Genomic DNA, 19,002 nt, shown 5'->3' with positions numbered 1-19,002 from the left:
ACCTGTGGGAGCTGGCTTGCCGGCGATTAGGCCCTTGAGTCAATCAATGCCCGTGGCTTCGCCCTACATGCGAATGCTCGGTATCCGGCACCGATACCGCCCCGTTCGTCTCCAGTTGCTGCAAGATCGCGCACTCACTCCCCTGCGCATTGCAGCGCCGCCGCAGCTCCACCAGCTGCTCCTGTAACGCCACCAACCCATCGATCCGCGCCTGCACATGCTCGATATGCTCGTCGATCAGCGCATTCACGCTACCGCACGAGTCGTCCGGGCTGTCGCGCAGGCGTAGCAGGCTGCGGATTTCGTCCAGGGTCATGTCCAGCGTGCGGCAGTTGCGGATGAAGGTCAGCCGCTCGACGTGGGCCTGGGTATAGAGCCGGTAGTTGCCTTCGGTGCGCGCAGGCTCGGGCAAAAGGTTTTCACGCTCGTAGTAGCGGATGGTTTCCACCGCGCAGTCGGTGGCTTTGGCCAGTTCTCCGATTTTCATCACGAAATCTCCAGCAAATGGCTTGACCCTATAGTGGCTACAGGGTGTTCACTTGGCAACAGGCTCAATTTAAGGATGACCCCATGAACCAGCCTGTCAGCCACGAACACAAGCACCCGCACGATCACGCCCATGGCGAGGTCGACCATGGCCATGCCGCCCACGGCCACAGTTGCTGCGGCTCCAAAGCCGCGCCGGCGCTGGTGCAGCTGAGCGAGAAGGCCAGCAGCCACGCTCAGATCAGCCGTTTCCGTATCGAGGCCATGGACTGCCCTACCGAGCAGACCCTGATCCAGGACAAGCTGGGTAAGCTGGCCGGGATCGAGCAGCTGGAATTCAACCTGATCAACCGCGTGCTTGGCGTGCGCCATACCTTGAGCGGCACCGGCGATATCGAACGGGCCATCGACAGCCTGGGGATGAAGGCCGAGCCGCTTGGTGCCGAAGATGACGGCTCAGCCGCTGCACCGCAACCGGCCAAGACCCGCTGGTGGCCGCTGGCCTTGTCGGGCATTGCCGCGATCGCCGCCGAAGTCGTGCACTTTGGTGCGTTGGCGCCTGAATGGCTGGTGGCGGCATTGGCGCTGGCGGCTATTGCTGGCTGCGGCTTGGGTACCTACAAAAAGGGCTGGATCGCCCTGAAGAACCGCAACCTCAACATCAATGCGCTGATGAGCATCGCCGTGACCGGCGCCGTGCTGATCGGCCAGTGGCCGGAAGCGGCCATGGTGATGGTGCTGTTCACTGTCGCCGAGCTGATCGAAGCGCGCTCGCTGGACCGCGCACGCAATGCCATCGGCGGGCTGATGCAGCTGACCCCGGACATGGCCACGGTGCAGCAGGCCGACGGCCAGTGGCGCGAGGTAGAGGTGCGTGAAGTGGCCATCGGCGCCTTGGTGCGGGTGCGCCCCGGCGAACGCATCGGCCTAGATGGTGAAGTGACCAGCGGCCAATCCAGCGTCGATCAGGCGCCGATCACCGGCGAAAGCCTACCTGTAGAGAAGACAGTGGGCGACAAGCTGTTCGCTGGTACCATCAACCAGGCAGGGGCGCTGGAGTTTCGTGTTACTGCCGCCGCCGGGCAATCGACCCTGGCGCGAATCATCAAGGCCGTGGAGGAAGCGCAAGGCGCGCGGGCGCCGACCCAGCGCTTCGTCGACCGGTTCTCGCGCATCTACACCCCGGTGGTGTTTGTCATCGCCTTGGCCGTGGCGGTAATTCCGCCGCTGTTCATGGCCGGCGCCTGGTTCGACTGGATCTACCGCGCCTTGGTGCTGCTGGTGGTCGCGTGCCCGTGCGCCCTGGTGATCTCGACCCCGGTGACCATCGTCAGCGGCCTGGCTGCTGCGGCGCGCAAAGGCATCCTGATCAAGGGCGGTGTTTACCTGGAGGGTGGTCGCCACCTGGACTTCCTGGCCCTGGACAAGACCGGCACCATTACCCACGGCAAACCGGTGCAAACCGACGCCAAGGTGCTGCAGCCGCTGTTCGAAGGCCGCGCACAAGCTCTGGCCGCCAGCCTGGGCGAGCGTTCGGACCACCCGGTGTCCCACGCCATTGCCCAGTTCGGCAAGGCGCAAGGCCTGGCCTTGAGCGAGGTGAACGACTTCGCTGCCCTGGCCGGTCGCGGCGTGCGTGGCACCATTGCCGGTGAGGTTTACCACTTGGGCAATCACCGCCTGGTAGAGGAACTGGGGCTGTGCTCGCCCGCGCTGGAAGCCCAGCTGGATGCACTGGAGCGCCAGGGCAAGACCGTAGTCCTGCTGCTCGACCGCTCCGGCCCGTTGGCCCTGTTCGCCGTGGCCGACACGGTCAAGGACAGCAGCCGCCAGGCCATCGCCGAACTGCATGAGCTGGGTATCAAGACGGTCATGCTGACCGGCGACAATCCGCATACTGCGCAGGCCATCGCCGCCGTGGTAGGCATCGACCGCGCCGAGGGCAACCTGCTGCCGGCCGACAAGCTGAAAACCATCGAAGCCCTTTACGCCCAAGGCCATCGTGTGGGCATGGTGGGTGATGGCATCAACGACGCCCCGGCCCTGGCCCGTGCCGAAATCGGCTTTGCCATGGCGGCGGCTGGCACCGACACCGCCATCGAGACCGCCGATGTGGCGCTGATGGACGATGACTTGCGCAAAATCCCGGCCTTCGTCAGGCTGTCGCGCCAAAGTGCGGCGATCCTCATGCAGAACATCGTTCTGGCGTTGGGCATCAAGGCAATATTCCTGGCGATCACCTTTGCTGGCATGGCCACCATGTGGATGGCGGTGTTCGCTGACATGGGCGTAAGCCTGCTGGTGGTGTTCAACGGCTTGCGCCTGCTGCGCAAATAGAGGACGTGCATGCTGAGTTCGGAGCTGAAAGCCTTCTACATGGTGGCCCGCCTGGGCAGCATCACCCTGGCGGCGAAGAAGCTCGGGCTCAGCCAGCCCACGGTGACCACGCAGATCCGCAACCTGGAAAGCCAGTACGCGGTCGAGCTGTTCTACCGTGGCGGGCGGCGCCTGGTGTTGAGTGAAGAGGGCGTGCGCCTGCTGCCGATGGTCAAGGCGCTGCTGCAGCAAGAGGCCGATATCGAGTTCGAGCTGCGCAACAGTGGCCAGGCACAGGGCAGCCTGCGTATTGCCGCCACGGCGCCTTACTACATTCTCGACCTGGTGAAGATCTACCGCGAACGCCTGCCGCAAGTGGAGGTGGCGGTGGAGATCGGCAACTCGCAGCAAGTGCTGGAAATGCTTGAAGACTACCGGGTGGATATCGCCGCTTCGTCGCAGCTGGTGGAGGATGCCCGGTTGGTGCGGCGGGTGCTGGGCACGGATCCATTGGTTGTGGCGGTGCATCGCAACCACCCGTTGGCCCACCGCCAGGCGGTGTCCATCGACGTGGTGGCCGGGCATTGCCTGCTGATGCGCGAGAAGGGCTCGACCACGCGCAAGCTGACCGAGCAGATGATGCAGGAGGCCGGGGTGAAGGCCGGGGCTTTGCTGGAGATCGGCAGCCGTGAGTCGATCCGCGAGGCAGTGCTGCGCAATATCGGTATCAGCGTGATTGCCCGGCATGAGGTGCCGCATAACCCTGAATTGCGGGTGCTGGCGCTGGAAGATGCGCCGGTGATGCATGAGTATTTGTATTGCCTGAAGGAGCGGCGCCAGGCCCGCTTGCCGGCTGCATTCCTGGGGGTGGCGCAGGAAGTGGCTGGTTCGCACTTCTAGATCGGTGTGGGCTTCTTCGCGGGTTTACCCGCGAAGAAGCCTTTGAGGGCTAATACAAAATCTGCCAATACCACTATCACTTGCTTTTGCCTTAAAGCCACAGAACCTTCGCACAGCCTTCCTAGCATGGCCCCATCTCTTCGATGAGGCCCTGCCATGAACCACGCCACCCCCGGCGCACAGATGAAAGTGCGCAATATCCACAAGCGCTTTGGTGCCTTTACGGCGCTCAACGATGTCTCGCTGGACATCGCCGCCGGCGAGCTGGTGTGCCTGCTCGGCCCGTCCGGCTGTGGCAAGACCACGCTGCTGCGCTGCATCGCCGGCCTGGAGCGCCAGGACCGCGGCACGCTGTACATCGGCGAGCGCGATATTTCCGAGCTGCCGCCCCAGGCCCGTGATTACGGCATCCTGTTCCAGTCCTATGCGCTGTTCCCCAACCTCACCGTCGAGGCCAACATTGCCTATGGCCTGACTGGCAGTGGCCGCGAGCAGGCCCGTCAGCGGGTGGCTGAAATGCTTGAACTGGTAGGCCTTTCTGGCAGCGAGAAGAAGTACCCCGGCCAGCTTTCCGGTGGCCAGCAGCAACGTGTGGCCCTGGCTCGTGCGCTGGCACCGTCACCCTCGCTGTTGCTGCTCGATGAGCCCATGTCGGCGCTGGACGCACGGGTGCGCGAGCACTTGTGCACCGAATTGCGCCAGCTGCAACGCCAGCTGGGCATTACCACCTTGATGGTCACCCACAATCAGGACGAGGCCATGCTGATGGCTGACCGTATTGCGGTGATGAACAACGGCCAGGTTGAGCAGTACGCCACCCCACAGGAAATCTACGACCAGCCAGCCACACCGTTCGTCGCCGAGTTCGTTGGCCAGGGCAACTGGCTGCCGTTCCAGCGCAACGGTGACAGCCATGCCCAGGTCGGCGCCATGAGCATGCGTCTGGCGCCGGGCTCGGCCCAGGCCAGCAGCGGCCGGCTGTTCTGCCGCCCGGAGGCAATCACGGTCAACCCGGTGGTGCACGAGGAAAACCTGTTCCCGGCCATGGTCCACGAGATTACGTTCCTGGGTAACCGCTGCCGCATGAGCTTCGAACTCAAAGCCCTGCCTGGCCATGCCCTGCTGGCTGAACTGGCCCCCGAGGCCATGCCGCGCCTGGGCTCGCAGGACATCTGGGTGGCCCTGCCGCCGCAGAGCCTGCAGGTGTTTGCCTGAGATGGCCGCGCCAATGTCCCTGCCGCTGAGCCAGGCCAACGCCACGCCACGTGCTGGCGTCGCTCTGGGTGACCGGTTGTTCGTCGTCGGCGGCAAGAGCCTGCTGCTGATCCTTCTGGTGCTGGCTGTGCTGATGCCACTGCTGGCGATTTTCTGGCGTGGCTTCAGCGCTGACGCGGGCCAGGGTGGCGGCCTGCTGGCAGCCCGCGAACTGTTCGCCAGCGACAATTTCCATTGGTTGCTGGGCAACAGCCTGTCGGTGGCGTTCACCGTGGCGGCCATCGTGGTGCCGCTGGCGTACCTGTTCGCCTATGCGCTGCAACGCACGCGGATCCCGGGCAAGGGCGTGTGGCGGGGGATTTCCCTGCTGCCGCTGCTGGCGCCGTCGATGCTGCCGGCGATCGCGCTGGTCTACCTGTTTGGTAACCAGGGGCTGCTGCGCGGGTTGCTCAGCGACAACATCTACGGCTTCTGGGGCATCGTGCTGGGCGAGGCGATCTACACCTTCCCACATGCGCTGATGATCCTGTTGTCGGCGCTGTCGTTGGCCGATGCCCGGCTGTTCGATGCGGCCTCCAGCATGGGGGCCGGCCCGTGCCGGGCGTTTACCAGCATCACCTGGCCAGCCACGCGGCAAGCGGTATTCGCGGCGTTCTGCCTGGTGTTCACCCTGACCATCACCGACTTTGGTGTACCGGTCGTGGTCGGTGGTGACTATCAGGTACTGGCGCTGGAGGCCTACAAGGCGGTGGTGGGCCAGCAGCAGTTCGGCCGTGGCGCGTTGATCGGCATGGTGCTGCTGCTGCCGGCGCTGTTCAGCTTCACGGTCGATGCCTGGCTGCGTCGGCGCCAGGGCGAAGCCATGAGCGGCCGTGCCCAGGTGTTCGAGCCCAAGCCATCGCGCAGCCGAGATGCCTGCTTCCTGGCCATCGTGCTGCTGGTGTGCGCGGCGTTGCTGCTGGTGATCGGCATGGCGGTGTATTCCTCGCTGGTCACCTTCTGGCCGTACAACCTGTCGTTGTCGCTGCGCCATTACATGTTCGAAGACACCGCAGGTGGCGGCTGGCTGGCTTATCGCAACAGCGTGACCATGGCCATTGGCACTGCGCTGATCGGCAGCGTCGTCATCTTCACCGGTGCTTACCTGATGGAGAAAACCCAGGGCCAGCGCCTGCTCAACCAGATGCTGCGCCTGCTCAGTTTCATCCCCATGGCCGTGCCAGGCCTGGTGCTGGGCCTGGGCTACGTCTTCTTCTTCAACCTGAACGGCAACCCGCTGCATGTGCTGTATGGCGGCATGGGGCTGCTGGTGGTGTGCACCATTGCGCACTACCTGACTACCGCGCAGATGACCGCAACCACGGCACTGCGCCAGCTCGACGGCGAGTTCGAGGCCGCCGCGCTGTCGCTGAAGGCACCGCTGTACAAGCACTTCGTGCGGGTGACCGTGCCGATTTGCCTGCCGGCACTGCTGGACATCATCCGCTACCTGTTCGTGTCGGCCATGACCACCGTGTCGGCGGCGATCTTCCTGTACAGCCCCGACACCATTCTGGCCGCCGTCGCCGTGCTGAACATGGACGACGCCGGCAACGTGGGCGGTGCTGCTGCCATGTCCACCCTGATTCTGCTGACCAGTGCCGGCGCTTCACTGCTGCTGGCCGCAGCCTCACGCGGCCTGCTGCGCCGCTCCCAAGCCTGGCGCCAACGCGTCGCGACCGTCTGACCTGTAAGGAACCTACCCATGTACAAGCACCTTGCACTTGCCGCTGCCGTTTCTGCCGTGTTCAGCCTGCAGGCTTCGGCCGCCGGTACCCAGCTGACGGTCTACACCGCCCTGGAAGCAGAACAGTTGAAGAGCTACAAGCAGGCCTTCGAAAAGGCCAACCCGGACATCGAGATCAAGTGGGTACGCGACTCCACCGGCATCATCACCGCCAAGCTGCTGGCCGAGAAAGACCGCCCGCAAGCTGACGCCGTGTGGGGCCTGGCGGCGTCCAGCCTGGCCGTTCTCGACCAGAACGGCATGCTTGAAGCCTACGCGCCAAAAGACCTGGGCAAGATCGCCGCCAACTACCGCGATGCCGCCAACCCACCGGCCTGGGTGGGCATGGACGTGTGGGCCGCGACCATCTGCTTCAATACCATTGAGGCCGAGAAGCAGGGCCTGAGCAAACCGGTGAGCTGGCAGGACCTGACCAAGCCGGAATACAAGGGCAAGATCGTCATGCCCAACCCGGCCTCGTCCGGCACCGGTTTCCTCGACGTGAGCGCCTGGCTGCAGACCTTCGGCGAGCCGCAGGGCTGGGCCTACATGGACGCGTTGCACCAGAACATCGGCCAGTATGTTCACTCCGGCTCCAAGCCATGCAAGCTGGCGGCAGCGGGCGAGTTCCCGATCGGTATCTCGTTCGAGTACCCGGCTGTGCAGCTCAAGCGCCAGGGCGCGCCGCTGGATATCGTGTTGCCGAAGGAAGGCCTGGGTTGGGAGATCGAGGCGACTGCGGTGATCAAGGGCTCGCCCAAGGCGGATGCGGCCAAGCGTTTGGCCGATTTTTCGGCAAGCCCCGCAGCCATGGAGCTGTACAAGGAGAACTTCGCGGTGTTGGCTGCGCCGGGGATCGCTAAGCCGCAGACCGAGTTGCCAGCGGATTATGAACAGCGCTTGATCAAGAACGACTTTGCCTGGGCTTCGAAGAACCGCGACCAGATTCTGGCTGAATGGCGCAAGCGTTATGACGGCAAGTCGGAGAAGGTGGCCCAGCAGTAACCTGCACTGGCCCTATCGCCGGCAAGCCAGCTCCCACAGGTAATGCACAGGTCTCAAGGTCTGTGGTGATCTTGTGGGAGCTGGCTTGCCGGCGATGGGGCCAGACCTGTTTACTCAAAACTGAGAAACCAGCGCCTCCAGCTGTTCCTGCCGTTCAGCCTGATTCAGCTTCGCCCCTGGATTGAGGGTGGACCACTGCGGATGTGCCCGCGCCTTGACCAGCGCCTCTGGCAACTTGCCCTCGCGCCAGGCCTTTTCATCCAGCTCACCCAGCCTGATGCTGTCCTGCGCTGCATGCCCGCGGTTGTCCAGCGCAACCATCAACTGCTGCTGACGCAAGGCCAGCAAGCGCAATACCGTGTCGTCCACGGTCAGCTCGCGCTTGCCCTTAAGCTTGCCCATCAACCGCGACCCATAGTTGCGCGCGGTCTGCAGCGCACCGCCGGCAATTGCACCTGCCAAGGCCGCTGCACCGAGGGTAAGGCCGCCAACCAGCAAATCAACTCCGGCACCGGCGGCCGCCCCGGCCGCCACACCGCTGCCCAGGCGTACGCCCAGCAGCTTCAGGGTTTCGGGGTTGAACAGGTCGTCACCCCAGCGGCCATCCAGCAAAGGCAGGTCGCTGGCATGGGCGTCTTCGCGGCGGAAGGCATACAGTTTGAGCAGTGCCTCGACGCAGCGCTGCTCCCGCTGACGTATGTCCCGGCGTAGCGCTTCGATGGCCCGGGCTTCGGCCGCCGGCTCAGCCTCGACACTGCGCCGGCAGGCGGCGCAGTCCAGCAGCAGCTCGGCGATCAGGCGCTTGCCACTGTGCTGGCGCGCCAGGCGCTGCGCCTGCTGGTCGTCGATCAGCCGCTGCAGGGCAGGGCGAGCGTCTTCCAGCAACAGGGCCAGGCTCTCGTACAAACGCCGCTCGCCATCCTCGGGCGGGGCCACGCTGTCGAACCGCACCAACGCGTGAAGCCCAAGCCGGGCAAGGGCTTCACGCCATTGCGGCTCGCGGTGCTGGTGGCTGGCGACGAAGTTGAGCACCGGCAGCAACGGCTTGCCGCAGCTGGCCAGCACTTCCAGCTCGTCGCGGTATTTGGCCAACACCGGCTCACGCGCATCGATCACGTACAGGCCGGCATTGCTGGCCAGCAGCTGGCGCAGCACCTTGGCCTCCTGCTCGAAACGCTGGCGTGCCTCGCTGCCCTGCAGAAACCGCTCCAGGCGGGCCGGGCCGTCCAGGCGCTCGCCCGGGCGCTCCAGGCGTTCGAGGTAGTCGAGCAAGGCGATGGCATCTTCCAGGCCCGGTGTGTCGTACAGCTCCAGCAAGGGTTCGCCGTCCACCGACAGGCGCGCACCTTCCACATGGCGGGTGGTGCTGGGGCGGTGGGAGACTTCGCCAAAGCCGACGTCACGGGTGAGGGTGCGCAGCAGCGAGGTCTTGCCGACGTTGGTGTGGCCGACCACGGCCAGTTTCAGCGGCTCAGTCATGGCCATGCTCCAGCCAGGTCAATGGCGAGGTGTCGGCGTGCGCCAGGCCAAGGCGGTCGAGGGCTTCGTGCCAGTCACCCAGGCGCTGGGCATCGAGAGCCTGACCAGGCGCGGCCTGTAATAGCCAGATTCGGGTCGCACCGGCATTGCGCGCCAGTTCGGCGAGCAGCGCCAGGCTGCCGCGGTCGGGTGAGCGCCGTGGGTCGCAGGCGACGGCCAGGCGAGCAGGCGGGAAGCGGCCAAGTTGTTCAAGCAGGCGGTTGCGCGATTCACGGCTGTCGAGCACACCGGCATCGGTCACGTTTTTGGGCAGGGCGGGCGGCCAGGGGCGCTGGTCGTCCAGTTCCAGGCCGACCAGCAGGGCACCGCTGCTGCCGCTTTCCAGCTGGCCGGCAGCAAACTGTGGCAAAGCCTCGGGGGCCGCGTCCTGCACGCCGATGCGCTCGCTGCGGGGCATGAGCGCATCACGCAGGTGTGCGTAGCCGGGCAGGCTAAGGTCCAGCGTCAGGCGCTCGCGGCCCTGGCGCCAGCGCCACAGGCACAACGCGGCCAGCAGCAAGCGCGGCAGCAGGCCATACACCAGCACTACGCCGAGCAGCCAGCTGGCCCAGGCCTGGCGGGCCAGGTCCAGCGCGGGCAAGGTGTCGCCGCTGGCGCGGATCATGGCCTCGTCGGGTATGGCAAAGCCCAGCAGCGAGGGCAGGGCGCCCAGCGCCTGGGTCAGGTGGATGAACGGGTCGGCGGCAAGCAGCGTGGTTTCCCAGACAAAGCCATAACGCCGGGTAGCCAGCAAGGCCAGCAGCATGCCCAGCGCGGTGAGCATCGCCAGCAGCCACAGGCCGTGTACCAGCAGGCCGAGCAACCAGCGGTTGAGGCGCTGGCGTTGCAGCAGCACCAGCAGCGCAGGTGCCAGGTGCGCGGCCTTGGCATCGCGGGCAAGGCGTTCGCTAAGCCATAGCCACAGGCGGCCCAGCCCCGTGCCGTGGTCTCCACTGATGGCAAAGCCGACGGCCCAGCCCAGCAGCATCAGCAGGTTCAGCCCGAGCAGGCTGCCCAAGGCCCAGAATACGTTGACCGGCCGTTGCCCATCGCCCAGGGCCGCCAGCGCCATGCCTGCGCCGCTGAGCACGGCCAGCAGCAACAAGGCCAGCAGCGCCAGGCGCGCACCCTGCTTCCAGTGGTGCAAGGCGACAGTCATGCCGTCGCGTTCGGCCAGGCACAGCGCACGGGTTTCGATACGGGCCGCCAGGTCGCCGCCCAGTTGGCGGGCGCGGCGGTTGGCCTCCTGGTCTTCCAGAGGGCCGGCATGTTCTTCACGCAGGCGTACCGCTTCGGTGAGCCAGCGCTTGTCCAGTGAAGTGGGTGCAGTCACAAGGTCTTCCATTGCACAGGTCAGGGCAGAAGCATAACCCACACGCCCGGTGCTATCCTCGCCGGCATGAATACATCACTCCCTCTCAGCCTGATCGCGGCATACGCTGAAAACCGCGTGATCGGCATCGACAACTCCATGCCCTGGCATTTGCCGGGGGATTTCAAATACTTCAAGGCCACCACCCTGGGCAAGCCGATCGTCATGGGGCGCAAGACCTGGGACTCGCTGGGGCGGCCATTGCCCGGGCGGTTGAACATCGTCGTCAGCCGCCAGCCGGGGCTTGAGCTGGCAGGCGCCGAGGTGTTCGCTTCGCTTGAAGAGGCGCTGGTGCGGGCCGAACAGTGGGCGCGTGAGCAAGGCGTTGATGAGCTGATGCTGATCGGCGGGGCGCAGCTGTATGGGCAGGCGCTGGAGAAAGGGCTGGTCAGCCGCATGTACCTGACGCGGGTGGAAATGGCACCGGAAGGGGATGCTTGGTTTCCTGCGTTTGATGAGGGACAGTGGACGCTGGCGTCGAGCCAGGCCCAGGTGGAAGCGGGTAAGCCGGCTTACCACTTCGAGGTATGGGACAAGGTTTGAGATTGCCGGGGCTGCTGTGCAGCCCATCGCCGGCAAGCAGCGCAAGGTGGGCGGTGGTGCTCAGCTGAGCAGCTTGATGATCAGTGCGGTCACCGTCGCCACCGTGGTGACGAAACCGACGGCGATGGCAACCGGGTACCAGAAGGTTTCGCGGGTCATCTTGACGGCCTCGGCATTCAGCTTGCGTGTCTCGGCCATCAGTTTGTCGACTTCGACGCGAATCTTGGCCACCTCAATGCGAAGCTTTTCGGCTTCGGCCTGGGTCATGTCGTACTGGGGCATGGTGTTGCCTTTCCCTCGGAGTGTTCGCTAAGGCGAGCTAGCAGTATAGCGATGCTGCCAGCCGCCTGTTGCCCACTTCCCATGCCATTGCGTTACGGGATATTGGGGCTGTATAGCAGCCCCGGGTGATCCGTCAGGTATGGCTCAACTCAGCATGCTCATCGCCCGCCAGCACAGCCTTGTCGGTCTCTTTCAGCAGTTGGCTGGTGACCACGCCCGCCGTCATCGAACCGTTCACGTTCAACGCCGTGCGGCCCATGTCGATCAGTGGCTCTACCGAAATCAGCAACGCCACCAGCTCCACCGGCAAGCCCATGGCCGGCAGCACGATCAATGCAGCAAAGGTGGCCCCGCCGCCCACGCCGGCAACGCCTGCCGAACTCAGGGTGACGATGGCCACCAGGGTGGCGATCCACAGCGGGTCGAAGGTATCGATGCCTACCGCCGGCGCCACCATCACCGCCAGCATGGCTGGGTAGAGGCCGGCGCAACCGTTTTGGCCAATGGTGGTGCCGAACGAGGCGCTGAAGCTGGCGATGGATTGCGGCACGCCCAGGCGACGGGTTTGCGCCTCGATGTTCAACGGAATGCTGGCGGCGCTGGAGCGGCTGGTGAAGGCGAAGGTCAGCACCGGCCACACCTTGCGGAAGAAGCGCAGCGGGCTCACGCCAGTGGCGGCGAGGATGATGCCGTGCACCACGAACATCAGCCCCAGGCCCAGGTACGACACCACCACGAAGCTACCCAGCTTGAGGATGTCTTCCATGTTCGAGCTGGCCACGACCTTGGTCATCAACGCCAGCACGCCATACGGGGTCAGTTTCATCACCACGCGCACCAGGCGCATCACCCAGGCTTGCAGGGTGTCGATGGCCGACAAGGCACGTTCGCCTTTCTCGGCATCGTCCTTGATCAGCTGCAAGGCAGCCAGGCCGATGAACACGGCAAAGATCACCACGCTGATGATCGAAGTCGGCTTGGCCCGCGCCAGGTCACCCACCGGGTTGCTGGGGATGAACGACAGCAGCAGTTGCGGGATGTTGAGGTCGGCGACCTTGCCGGCATAGTCGCTGTGGATAACCTGCATGCGTGCGCTTTCCTGGGCGCCGGCCACCAGGCCTTCGGCGCTGAGGCCGAACAGGTTGGTCAGCACGATGCCGATCAGCGCGGCAATGGCGGTGGTCAGCAGCAGGGTGCCGATGCTCAGCACGCTGATGCGGCCCAGCGAAGAGGCATTGTGCAGGCGTGCCACGGCGCTGAGGATCGAGGCGAAGATCAGCGGCATGACGATCATCTGCAGCAGGCCGACATAGCCGTTGCCGACCAGGTCGAGCCAGGCGATGGTGGCCTTGAGCACCGGGTGGCCAGCGCCGTAGACCGTGTGCAGGGCCAGGCCGAAGAGCACACCCAGCACCAGGCCCAGCAGCACTTTCTTGGCCAGGCTCCAGTCGGTGCGGCGGGTTTGTGCCAGGCCCAGCAGCAGGGCCAGGAACGCCAGCAGGTTAAGAGACAGCGGCAGGTTCATTGAAGCTCCAGCGAAAAAAAGCAAAGGAAGCATCGCCTCTGTGAGCGATTGCGAACGGAAATGCTAACAGGCTGAAAACAAACGAATTTATATCCAAATAGAATGTGCATAGTCGTTTATGGAATAACGACGTGTCGCAGATTGCAATGAACACGGCGTTTGCAGCTGCATGGAGGTCGTTATCGAGGGCCGTTGGCGGGGAATGTTGCACTAGCGTTTCCGGGTCATTTCAGGAGATTCGTACATGAAGCGCGCCCCTAAAGCCGTGGCCCTCGGCCTGTCTCTGCTGTTCAGTATCGAAACCTTCGCCACCGAGCTCAAGCATTGGCCTGCAGAAGCAGCCAAACAGCTCGACAGCATGATTGCCGCGAATGCCAACAAAGGTAATTACGCGGTGTTCGACATGGACAACACCAGTTACCGCTATGACCTTGAAGAGGCCCTGCTGCCATTCATGGAAAACAAGGGGCTGCTGAGCCGCGACAAGCTTGATCCGTCGTTGAAGCTGATGCCGTTCAAGGACACCGCCGAGCACAAGGAAAGCCTGTTCAGCTACTACTACCGGTTGTGCGAAGTTGACGACATGGTCTGCTATCCGTGGGTGGCTCAGGTGTTCTCGGGCTTTACTCTGAAGGAGCTGAAGGTGCAGGTGGATGAGCTGATGGCTTCTACCAAGCCGATCCCCAGCACTTACTACGAAGGCGACCAAGTCAAGACTATTGAGGTACAGCCACCCAAGGTCTTCAAGGGCCAGGCCGAGCTTTACAACAAGCTGATGGAGAACGGCATCGAGGTGTACGTGATCTCGGCGGCTTCGGAAGAGCTGGTGCGCATGGTCGCGTCAGACCCCAAGTACGGCTACAACGTGAAGCCGCAGAACGTGATTGGCGTGAGCCTGCTGCTCAAGGACCGCGCGAATGGCCAGCTGACCACGGCACGCAAGCAGATCAGCGCCGGGCACTATGACGCCAAGGCCAACGAAGGGCTGGAACTTACCCCGTACCTGTGGACCCCGGCCACCTGGATGGCGGGCAAGCAGGCGGCGATCCTCACCTACATCGATGAGTGGAAGAAGCCGGTGCTGGTGGGCGGCGACACGCCGACCAGTGACGGTTACATGCAGTTTCATGGGGTGGATGTGGGCAAGGGCGGCATCCACCTGTGGATAAACCGCAAGGCCAAATACATGGACCAGCTCAATGGCATGATTGCCAGAAATGCCGCCGCTCAGGCCAAGGAAGGGTTGCCGGTGACGGCGGACAAGAACTGGGTGATCGTGACGCCGGAGCAGATTCAGTAGGCTCATGGTACGTGTACCGTGATTCGATAACTGCCGCTGGAAACACGTTTGCCGTAGCGGTCGTGGATGGCAAACGTGTGACCGACCTGGGTCTCTTGATGAATGACCGTGGCGTACTCGCCAGAGAAAATGTTCTTGGCTTGCAAATGGGCAGGAGGTGCGTTTGATGGGGGGATGGCGCTGGGGCAATCCGTAAAAACCAAACGCCCTTGTTCGGCATCCCAGGCATGGCGACAACCAGGTACATGTACCGAGCCCCTGAAACTGATGGCTCCGGTCATTGCACGCTCCTGACCTTGGGTAGAGGTGGGTACCAGGCATACGTACCCTATGGTCACGCTGTACAGCAGGCTTTTCCAGCTCATGGCTGCCATTGCCCCCTAAGGCTGCTTTTTAGGCAGTATGGGAGCAGAAAAGCAAAAAAAACCGGCGCACGGGGCGCCGGTTGGTGTTTTCAGACGCTTCTTACAGGCCTTCCAACATAGCCTTGTTGCGCACAGCACCCTTGTCGGCACTGGTCGCCAGCAGGGCATAGGCCTTCAGCGCGGTGGTCACCTTGCGTGGGCGTACTTCGGCAGGCTTCCAGCCCTTCTTGTCCTGTTCGACGCGGCGCTCAGCCAGCTCTTCGTCGCTGACCAGCAGGTTGATCGAACGGTTAGGGATGTCGATCAGCACCTTGTCGCCGTCACGCACCAGGCCGATGGCGCCACCCGCAGCAGCTTCTGGCGAGGCGTGGCCGATCGACAGGCCCGAGGTACCACCCGAGAAGCGGCCGTCGGTGAGCAGGGCGCAGGCCTTGCCCAGGCCTTTGGACTTCAGGTACGAGGTCGGGTACAGCATTTCCTGCATGCCCGGGCCGCCTTTCGGGCCTTCGTAACGGATGATCACGATGTCGCCGGCCTTCACTTCGTCAGCGAGGATGCCGCGTACGGCGCTGTCCTGGCTTTCGAAGATTTTCGCGGTGCCTTCGAACACGTGGATCGACTCGTCGACACCGGCGGTTTTCACCACGCAACCGTCGAGGGCGATGTTGCCGTACAGCACGGCCAGGCCGCCTTCTTGCGAATAAGCGTGCTCGAAGCTGCGGATGCAGCCGTTTTCGCGGTCGTCATCCAGGGTTTCCCAACGGGTCGACTGGCTGAACGCGGTCTGGGTCGGGATGCCGGCAGGGCCTGCCTTGAAGAAGGTGTGCACGGCTTCGTCATCGGTCTGGGTGATGTCCCACTTGGCGATGGCTTCTTCCATGCTGCGGCTGTGCACGGTTGGCAGGTCGGTGTGCAGCAGGCCGCCACGGGCCAGCGAACCGAGGATGCTGAAGATGCCGCCGGCGCGGTGCACGTCTTCCATGTGGTACTTCTGGATGTTCGGCGCCACTTTGCACAACTGCGGCACTTTGCGCGACAGGCGGTCGATGTCGCGCAGGTCGAACGCCACCTCGCCTTCCTGGGCGGCGGCCAGCAGGTGCAGGATGGTGTTGGTCGAACCGCCCATGGCGATGTCGAGCATCATGGCGTTTTCGAACGCCTTGAAGTTGGCGATGCTGCGCGGCAGTACCGACTCATCGTTCTCGCCGTAGTAGCGCTTGCACAGCTCGACGATGGTGCGGCCGGCGGTGAGGAACAGCTGCTCGCGGTCGGCGTGGGTGGCCAGGGTCGAACCGTTGCCTGGCAGGGCCAGGCCCAGTGCTTCGGTCAGGCAGTTCATCGAGTTGGCGGTGAACATGCCGGAGCACGAACCACAGGTCGGGCAGGCGCTGCGCTCGTATTCGGCGACTTTTTCGTCGGAGGCCGTGGAGTCGGCAGCGATGACCATGGCATCGACCAGGTCCAGGCCGTGGCTGGCCAGTTTGGTCTTGCCGGCTTCCATCGGGCCGCCGGAAACGAAGATCACCGGGATGTTCAGGCGCAGGGCGGCCATCAGCATGCCGGGGGTGATCTTGTCGCAGTTGGAAATGCACACGATGGCGTCGGCGCAGTGGGCGTTGACCATGTATTCCACGGCGTCGGCAATGATCTCGCGGCTTGGCAGCGAGTACAGCATGCCGTCGTGGCCCATGGCGATGCCGTCATCGACCGCGATGGTGTTGAATTCCTTGGCCACGCCACCGGCGCGCTCGATCTCGCGGGCAACCAGCTGGCCCAGGTCCTTCAGGTGCACGTGGCCCGGGACGAACTGGGTGAACGAGTTGGCGATGGCGATGATCGGTTTCTTGAAGTCTTCGTCCTTCATCCCGGTGGCGCGCCACAGGGCACGGGCGCCGGCCATGTTGCGGCCTTGGGTGGAAGTCTTGGAACGATAATCAGGCATGAAACACTCCTGGCGGCTTAATCAGGTCACAAAAAGGGGAGTGAGCTTCTCTTGTCCTTTGCGCCGCAGGCCGGTTGCCACTGGCACGGATGAGGCCGAAGACCGCGCGGGATCGCCGCGTGCTTGGCCAGAGCTCATAAACCCGCCGGGGATGACTGGCGATGAATAGGCCGATTCTACACCGCTGGCGCGGCGAGGGAATGCAGATGTGGATGGTTGGCGGGGAGTTTGCGGCAGGAAAGGGCCGCTGGGCGGCCCTTTTTAGCAGAGATCAGCTGTTTGGCAGCAACCGGCAGGTGATGCTCTTGATGTAGCGGGTCTCGGCAATGGCCGGGTGCACCGGGTGGTCCGGGCCTTGGCCGCCGCGCTCGAGCAGCTGCATGTTGCGGTCCAGGTGGCGGGCGCTGGTCAGCAGGATGTTGTGCAGGTCGTCCTCAGGCAGGTGCATCGAGCACGAGGCGCTGACCAGGATGCCGTCCTTGCTCAGCATGCGCATGGCCTGCTCGTTCAGGCGGCGGTAGGCCGCTTCGCCGTTCTTCAGGTCTTTCTTGCGCTTGATGAAGGCGGGTGGGTCGGCAATGATCACGTCGAAGCGCTCTTCGGCGGCCTTCAGTTCGCGCAGGGCCTCGAACACGTCGCCTTCGATGCAGGTCAGTTTCTCGCTGATGCCGTTGAGTGCCGCGTTGCGCTCCACGCCATCCAGGGCAAAGCCCGAAGCATCGACACAGAACACTTCGCTGGCGCCGAAGGCACCCGCTTGCACGCCCCAGCCACCGATGTAGCTGAACAGGTCGAGTACACGCTTGCCTTTTACATAGGGGGCCAGGCGTGCACGGTTCATGCGGTGGTCGTAGAACCAGCCGGTCTTCTGGCCTTCACGCACCGGGGCTTCGAACTTGACGCCGTTCTCTTCCAGCGGCACCCAGTCCGGTACTTCGCCGTAGACGGTTTCGACATAGCGCTGCAAGCCTTCGGCGTCACGCGCGGCGGAGTCGTTCTTGAACAGGATGCCGCTTGGCTTGAGCACCTGAACCAGGGCGGCAATCACGTCGTCCTTGTGCGCTTCCATGGTGGCCGAGGCCAGCTGCACCACGAGGATGTCGAAGAAGCGGTCGACCACCAGGCCCGGCAGCAGGTCGGAGTCGCCATAGACCAGGCGGTAGCACGGCTGGTCGAACAGGCGCTCACGCAGCGACAGGGCGACGTTCAGGCGGTGAACCAGCAGCGACTTGTCCAGCGGCAGCTTGATGTCGCGCGACAGCAAGCGGGCGCAGATCAGGTTGTTCGGGCTGAGTGCAACGATGCCCAGAGGCTTGCCGTTGGCTGCCTCGAGAACAGCCTGCTGACCGGCCTGGAAGCCTTGCAGCGGGGTCGCGCTGACGTCGACTTCGTTGCTGTAGACCCACAGGTGGCCGGCGCGCAGACGGCGGTCGGCATTGGCTTTGAGGCGAAGGCTGGGCAGGGACATGACGTCGCTCCGGGAAAAAAGAGCGGGAGTATAACCTGTTGGCCCGCACTTCTGTTCGAGGCGCGACAAAGCGCTTGCGCACTCAACTGGGTTAGAATCCCCCGTCCTAAACGAGTGTGCACGTATGTCCCAAGAACTCAGCGCCGAACAGATCCAGCAAGCCTTGCAAGGCATCACCATCCCGCCGCAACCGCAGATCATGGTTGACCTGCAGTTCGAGCAGTACATGCCTGACCCGGACCTGGAAACCATCGCCAAGCTGATTTCCCAGGACCCGGGCCTCTCCGGCGCCTTGCTCAAACTGGTTAACTCGCCGCACTTCGGCCTGTCCAACAAGATCGGCTCGATCCAGCGCGCGGTGAACCTGCTGGGCAGCCGTTCGATCATCAACCTGATCAACGCCCAGTCGATCAAGGGCGAGATGAGCGACGAGACCATCGTTACCCTCAACCGCTTCTGGGATACCGCCCAGGACGTGGCGAACACCTGCCTGACCCTGGCCAAGCGCACCGGTATCCAGGCTGCGGACGAGGCGTACACTCTGGGCCTGTTCCATGACTGCGGCGTGCCTTTGATGCTCAAGCGCTTCCCCAATTACATGGAGGTGCTGGAGGAGGCCTACGCCAAGGCCGGCGAAGAAACGCGCGTGGTCGATACTGAAAACCATACGTTCAACACCAACCATTCGGTGGTCGGCTATTTCACCGCCAAGTCCTGGCGCCTGCCCGAGCACCTTAGCGCGGCCATCGCCAACCACCATAACGCCCTGGCGGTGTTTCGCGACGAGAGTTCGCGCAATACCCAGAGCCAGCTGAAAAACCTGCTGGCGGTGTTGAAGATGGCCGAGCACATTTGCGCGTCCTACCGGGTGCTGGGCAACCAGGCGGTGGACCATGAATGGAATGTGGTGGGCCCGCTGGTGCTCGATTACATTGGGTTGTCGGAATACGATTTCGAAAACCTCAAGCAGAACATTCGCGAGCTGGGCGGGCACTGACAC

Annotated in this window: 16 protein-coding genes; 8 read left to right on the top strand and 8 right to left on the bottom strand. The window is 63.7% G+C overall.

Translation table 11 applies throughout. The features are described from left to right. Positions 1-43: 43 nt before the first annotated feature. Positions 44-487 (bottom strand): cadmium resistance transcriptional regulator CadR, encoded by a 444-nt coding sequence (gene cadR / locus A0O30_RS10920; RefSeq protein ID WP_016489679.1) that lies wholly within the window; start codon positions 485-487, stop codon positions 44-46. An 83-nt stretch (positions 488-570) separates the two neighbouring features. On the opposite strand from cadR, the gene A0O30_RS10915 reads away from it, so the two are divergent. The 5 genes from A0O30_RS10915 to A0O30_RS10895 all read left to right on the top strand — a co-directional run bounded on the left by A0O30_RS10915 (position 571) and on the right by A0O30_RS10895 (position 7,687). Beyond that, entirely contained in the window at positions 571-2,823 is a 2,253-nt protein-coding gene (locus A0O30_RS10915) for a heavy metal translocating P-type ATPase (RefSeq protein ID WP_105946475.1), read from the top strand. A gap of 9 nt (positions 2,824-2,832) precedes the next feature. Next, entirely contained in the window at positions 2,833-3,702 is an 870-nt protein-coding gene (locus tag A0O30_RS10910) for a LysR family transcriptional regulator (protein WP_105946474.1), read from the top strand. A 156-nt stretch (positions 3,703-3,858) separates the two neighbouring features. Further along, positions 3,859-4,917, top strand: coding sequence for a putative 2-aminoethylphosphonate ABC transporter ATP-binding protein (locus tag A0O30_RS10905; protein ID WP_105946473.1), 1,059 nt, complete (start codon positions 3,859-3,861; stop codon positions 4,915-4,917). 1 nt (position 4,918) lies between these two features. Next, positions 4,919-6,643 carry a putative 2-aminoethylphosphonate ABC transporter permease subunit gene (locus A0O30_RS10900; protein ID WP_105946472.1) on the top strand — a complete coding sequence of 575 codons (1,725 nt, stop codon included), beginning with the start codon at positions 4,919-4,921 and terminating at the stop codon, positions 6,641-6,643. Positions 6,644-6,661: 18 nt separating this feature from the next. Then, the gene (locus A0O30_RS10895; RefSeq protein ID WP_105946471.1) at positions 6,662-7,687 is read left to right on the top strand and encodes a putative 2-aminoethylphosphonate ABC transporter substrate-binding protein; all 1,026 of its coding nucleotides are present in this window, start codon (positions 6,662-6,664) and stop codon (positions 7,685-7,687) included. Between the two features lie 114 nt (positions 7,688-7,801). Here the strand turns inward: A0O30_RS10895 and A0O30_RS10890 are convergent, their stop codons facing one another. Together A0O30_RS10890 and A0O30_RS10885 are read right to left on the bottom strand one after the other, a co-directional pair. Beyond that, positions 7,802-9,166, bottom strand: a complete 1,365-nt coding sequence (locus A0O30_RS10890) for a GTPase/DUF3482 domain-containing protein (RefSeq protein WP_105946470.1) — start codon at positions 9,164-9,166, stop codon at positions 7,802-7,804. After that, positions 9,159-10,550, bottom strand: a complete 1,392-nt coding sequence (locus tag A0O30_RS10885) for a DUF2868 domain-containing protein (protein ID WP_105946469.1) — start codon at positions 10,548-10,550, stop codon at positions 9,159-9,161. The genes A0O30_RS10890 and A0O30_RS10885 overlap by 8 nt, the downstream gene beginning before the upstream one ends. Positions 10,551-10,604: 54 nt before the next feature. On the opposite strand from A0O30_RS10885, the gene A0O30_RS10880 reads away from it, so the two are divergent. Then, positions 10,605-11,120 carry a dihydrofolate reductase gene (locus A0O30_RS10880; RefSeq protein WP_105946468.1) on the top strand — a complete coding sequence of 172 codons (516 nt, stop codon included), beginning with the start codon at positions 10,605-10,607 and terminating at the stop codon, positions 11,118-11,120. A gap of 60 nt (positions 11,121-11,180) precedes the next feature. On the opposite strand, the gene A0O30_RS10875 is transcribed toward A0O30_RS10880, so the two are convergent. Together A0O30_RS10875 and A0O30_RS10870 are read right to left on the bottom strand one after the other, a co-directional pair. After that, a complete protein-coding gene (locus A0O30_RS10875) occupies positions 11,181-11,402 on the bottom strand; it encodes a hypothetical protein (RefSeq protein WP_105946467.1) in 222 nt (73 codons plus the stop codon). Positions 11,403-11,535: 133 nt separating this feature from the next. Continuing rightward, on the bottom strand, positions 11,536-12,927 hold the full coding sequence (locus A0O30_RS10870; protein ID WP_105946466.1) for an L-cystine transporter: 1,392 nt from the start codon (positions 12,925-12,927) through the stop codon (positions 11,536-11,538). Positions 12,928-13,171: 244 nt separating this feature from the next. On the opposite strand from A0O30_RS10870, the gene A0O30_RS10865 reads away from it, so the two are divergent. Continuing rightward, a complete protein-coding gene (locus A0O30_RS10865) occupies positions 13,172-14,227 on the top strand; it encodes a phosphorylcholine phosphatase (RefSeq protein ID WP_105946465.1) in 1,056 nt (351 codons plus the stop codon). 2 nt (positions 14,228-14,229) lie between these two features. Here A0O30_RS10865 and A0O30_RS27695 read toward each other — a convergent pair whose 3' ends face one another. The 3 genes from A0O30_RS27695 to A0O30_RS10855 all read right to left on the bottom strand — a co-directional run bounded on the left by A0O30_RS27695 (position 14,230) and on the right by A0O30_RS10855 (position 18,002). Further along, positions 14,230-14,508: a hypothetical protein gene (locus tag A0O30_RS27695; protein WP_146256311.1), complete on the bottom strand. Its 279-nt coding sequence runs from the start codon at positions 14,506-14,508 to the stop codon at positions 14,230-14,232. Between the two features lie 184 nt (positions 14,509-14,692). Further along, entirely contained in the window at positions 14,693-16,534 is a 1,842-nt protein-coding gene (ilvD, locus tag A0O30_RS10860) for a dihydroxy-acid dehydratase (protein WP_060544907.1), read from the bottom strand. A gap of 271 nt (positions 16,535-16,805) precedes the next feature. Beyond that, positions 16,806-18,002, bottom strand: coding sequence for a class I SAM-dependent rRNA methyltransferase (locus A0O30_RS10855; RefSeq protein ID WP_060498080.1), 1,197 nt, complete (start codon positions 18,000-18,002; stop codon positions 16,806-16,808). Positions 18,003-18,180: 178 nt separating this feature from the next. Between A0O30_RS10855 and A0O30_RS10850 the strand changes: the two genes are divergently transcribed. After that, a complete protein-coding gene (locus A0O30_RS10850; RefSeq protein ID WP_174244685.1) occupies positions 18,181-18,999 on the top strand; it encodes an HDOD domain-containing protein in 819 nt (272 codons plus the stop codon). Positions 19,000-19,002: the final 3 nt, after the last annotated feature.

This window comes from Pseudomonas sp. LLC-1 (assembly GCF_002992185.1).
Taxonomy (GTDB): Bacteria; Pseudomonadota; Gammaproteobacteria; order Pseudomonadales; family Pseudomonadaceae; genus Aquipseudomonas; species Aquipseudomonas monteilii.
Note: the sequence above shows the minus strand (reverse complement) of the source record. Positions and strands in the feature narration are given on the sequence as shown.